This window comes from bacterium (genome assembly GCA_018814885.1).
Taxonomy (GTDB): Bacteria; Krumholzibacteriota; Krumholzibacteriia; order LZORAL124-64-63; family LZORAL124-64-63; genus JAHIYU01.
In genome coordinates, this window is sequence record JAHIYU010000009.1 from 1 (window position 1) to 3,790 (window position 3,790).

General features: G+C 63.0%; 1 protein-coding gene and 1 pseudogene. One reads left to right on the plus strand and one right to left on the minus strand.

All coding sequences use genetic code 11. The annotated features are described in order from the left end of the window. Positions 1–218: 218 nt before the first annotated feature. Positions 219–512 (plus strand): annotated as a pseudogene (locus KJ554_00570) (transposase). A gap of 443 nt (positions 513–955) precedes the next feature. On the opposite strand, the gene KJ554_00575 reads toward KJ554_00570, so the two are convergent. After that, positions 956–3,298: a hypothetical protein gene (locus KJ554_00575; GenBank protein ID MBU0740824.1), complete on the minus strand. Its 2,343-nt coding sequence runs from the start codon at positions 3,296–3,298 to the stop codon at positions 956–958. Positions 3,299–3,790 lie beyond the last annotated feature (492 nt).

Sequence of the window (3,790 nt, forward strand, 5' to 3'; positions counted from 1 at the left end):
GCCTCCTCCAGGATCTCGCGACATCCTGTGCGGAGGATCCCGGTCAGCACATCCCGTGGAGCTTCTTCTGGACTTGGCGGCCCCATCTGGGCTATCTTCTTCCCCATGGCGTGTCCTCTCCTTTCAAAGAGATTTGAAAACGTCAATGGGGAGGATACGCCACCTCTTTTGATCAGGTCATCCACAACTTTCGGTTATAACTCGCGGTCAAGCAGCTCGGGGTGGAGGAACTGGTGATCAGCGCCCGGTCGCCGTGGCAGAACGGGTACTGCGAGAGGGTGGTGGGGACACTCAAGCGCGAATGCCTGAACCACATGATCGTGTTCGGGGAGCGGCACGCGCGGAGGATGCTGCTGAAGTACCTGCGGTATTACCATGAGTCGCGGACGCACCTCGGGCTCGGGAAAGAGACACCGGAAGGGCGGGAAATCGAGGGGCCCGAGCTCGGGCCGGTGCGGCGTAGGGCGGTGGTCGGGGGGCTGCATAGTCGGTATTACCGCGAGGCGGCGTAGGACATTTGTAGTATTCGGGGATTGTATCGGGCTGATACGTATGGACGGGTGTATTCGAGGCCTGCCTGGAATCGGATTCCATTCCGCAGATGACGATTTGTTGCGATCTGACTGAGTTATCGGCGCTCGGGCGGTTGTCGCCAGGTGTCTAGATGGTACTCAGGGACATGATTGGGGCTGGAACATGTGCGGATGGGGTTTTGAGTAGGGACAGGGCCGCACAGCGAACTCGGAACTGAGAATATGTTGAGAACGGCCCTCGGAATGGCCCGCCTCCACCGCATCCGAGACCTAAACTCGTGCAGGCTTTTCCAGATGTCGGGCAAGGCGGGCAAGCACACTGGCCCCCGAGAGGAACTCCCGACGCGACAGAAAGAGAGATGCCGGAGTCGGTCGGATCCGCCGGCAATGGCCTGACCGACTCCGGACTCCCCCATCGGGACTCACTTGACCAGCGCCACCCGGATCGTCGCGCTATAGTCGCCAGCCTCTAGCCGACAGAAATACACGCCGGTGGACACTGCACGGCCGGCATCGTCGCGTCCGTTCCACACCACCTCGCGACGACCTGCGGGGATCTCCTCCCCAGACGACAGCGTCCGCACCATCCGGCCCGCCACATCGTAAACGCCCAGGTGCACGCGCGCGGCGTGGGGCAGGTCGTAGCGGATCGTCGTCTGCGGGTTGAACGGGTTCGGGAAGCACCCGACCAGCCGCGTGCGCGCAGGAGGCGTGTCCGACGAACCGGTCGCCGCATCGTTAGGAACCGCTTCGCTGACGTTCCCAGCGTCGTCGACCGACGCCACCTTGTAGTACACCCCCCAGGTACCGCCGGAATCGATCCACGAGGTCGCCTTTATCTGCGCGACGCGGGAGTCCACCGTCGGCTCGAAGTCCGGGTCGTCCCCCCGGTACACGTCGTACCAAGCCAGATCGGGCGCATCGGAGGCGGTCCACGACAGGTGGTTCTGCGGACCGTATTCGACCGCGAAACTGGCCGGTGGCGGCGGCACGATGTTGTCGATCGAGTAGCCGCTGTCGGGAGCGGAGTCGAAGTAGATGTCCGGGTCCGCCGTCATGGCCGAGACGAAGAAGACGGACCAGTGGATGCCGGTTGCCGTGGAGTCGGCCAGGGTCGGAGCCACGTACTGGTAGCCGTAGTCACCGCGGGCCGGGACCGTGAGGAGGTAGTCCCAGCCGAGGATCCGGCCGTCCGGCGTCTTGACGGCCGCGCGGTTCTTCACGCCGGCCCAGCGATAGATCCCGTATCCGACGATGGGGGTCGGGGCGCCCGGGTCGTCGTAGAGGGAGGCATCCCAGTCCAGGCGGACCTGGAGGCCCTGGTCGGCCGGGACATCGGTGACAGTCTGGATCGCGGGCGGGGCGGAGAGGAATCCGGTGTCGAAGTACACGTCGTAAAACGATCCGCGATAATCGGCCCAAGCCACGCACGCCTCCTCCTCCAGAGATCTGGTCGGGTTGACGCAAATCGCGGGCCGGCTGTACACGGAGCTCGCCCAGTTGGCCTCGTTGACCAGCGTCGTCGGCGCCCAGGGCAGCGGCGAGGTAGCGTCAGTGTAGGTGTACTCGATGTCATAGGCGCGCCAGAAGGCGGCGTGATAGCGGCCGCCGCTGTCGCTGACTGACAAAGCCACGCTTTTCTCGTTGTCGAAGGTCCGAGGCAGCGGGGACTCGGCGCCAAAAGAAGTCCCGCCATCCGTCGAATAAACGCAGTAGATGTCGGTCTGGGATACGACTGACCCCGTGTAGGCGACCATCACGGTCGAAACGCCGATCGCCGCCGCCACGGACGGATGCCAGGTGCCGTCTTCGGCCGTGGTCAGTTGCACGGGCGCGTTCCACGAGCCGCCGTAGTTCGTGCTGCGACTCGCCCAGACCTCCGTCTTCCAGGCGCTGCCCGTCCAGCCCGGCTTCTCGAACGCTACGAACAGCCCGGCGGTACCGTAGGCGATGTCGGGACGGCTCGCGAACGTCGAACTATCTGAGCCGCCGGTAATGTCAACGGGCGCCGAGTAGGTCAGCCCGTAGTCCAGGCTGCGCGTGAACATCGTGGCGTAGTAGTCAACCGCGTAGACGGAATACGTGACGTATACATAGAACACGTCGTAGATCGGATTGTCCGTGCAGATGCGTGGATGGATGTCCGGCGTTCCGGTGATGCCAGACGCAGCCGTCACGGAGGTCCAGTTCCCGGTGTTGTTGGGATCGACTCGAACCACGACGATGCGTTTGGTCGTGTCGGACATCGTCGCTTCATACGCGAGGAAGAGCCAGGTTTCTCCATTTGTGCGGTTGGCGTAGGTTATGGCCGGGTTCCGCGATTCGTTGCCGGACTTGTATGAAACGAGCCAAGCCCAGGTCAGCCCGCCGTTGGTGGAACGGTAGATGCGTATCCAGCCATCGTAGGCCCCGTACTGCTCAACCGCGATGAACAGCGTTCCGTCGGGCGTCTTACACATCGCCGGTTCGACTTCGTCGAACGTGGGGTCAGTCACCAGGACGTCGCCCTGCCAGCGCGAGCCCCCGCCTTCGGAGAGATCGCCCGGAGCCATCAGGTCTTCATCGGCGGCTTCCTGTTTCGGGCCGGGCCGGCCGCCCGGTTCGGGTCGCTCGGGCGCCGCGTTCCAGGCAGCGAGCGCCGGATCGGGGCGCTGCTCCACTCGCGCGCCGGTCGGATCGCCAGTTGCAATGGTCTGCGCCATTACCGCACTGGTCCACACCAGCCCGACAATCAGGGCGAGGCGCGATTTCCATGTGTCCCGCATGACAATTCTCCTTGATGGAAGGTGATCCCTTGACCGGTTCGAGCCAGCCGACGTTACGGTTGTCGCGCCAGGCGATGATGGCACCGCCGGCGCCGTCAGAGGCGGCGACCGGGTAGAGTTGCCGGTCCGCTGCTGTCCCTTCTGTACGTCGTCAGACCAGTGGCACAGATCGGCTCGTTTGCTAATAGACACTCTGCCTTGCTAACGACGGTTTGATCGCCGTCTCCTTCTTCCGGTTTCGACCCTGATTGTACCACTTCCTCTGCCGGAGTGTTTGGGTTTTCAGCCGCTGGCGAGCCGTCTGGATTTCGCAGCCCCGGCTGACATAGATCCGGATAACCTCTTAATCCGGGCTCTTCCGGTTCTTGCGTAGTTGAGGGTTGAAAAAATGTGGACATGCCAGTCTCCTATGAAGTTACGACGCTTCAGCAAGGAGGCAAACGAAGCATGTCCACGTCCTTACTCTAACACGGATGGGGTCTGCAGGACTAC

Bases quoted from the DNA above. Each gene is read 5' to 3' on its own strand.
- KJ554_00575 (MBU0740824.1), bottom strand. From the start codon at position 3,298: ATGCGGGACACATGGAAATCGCGCCTCGCCCTGATTGTCGGGCTGGTG.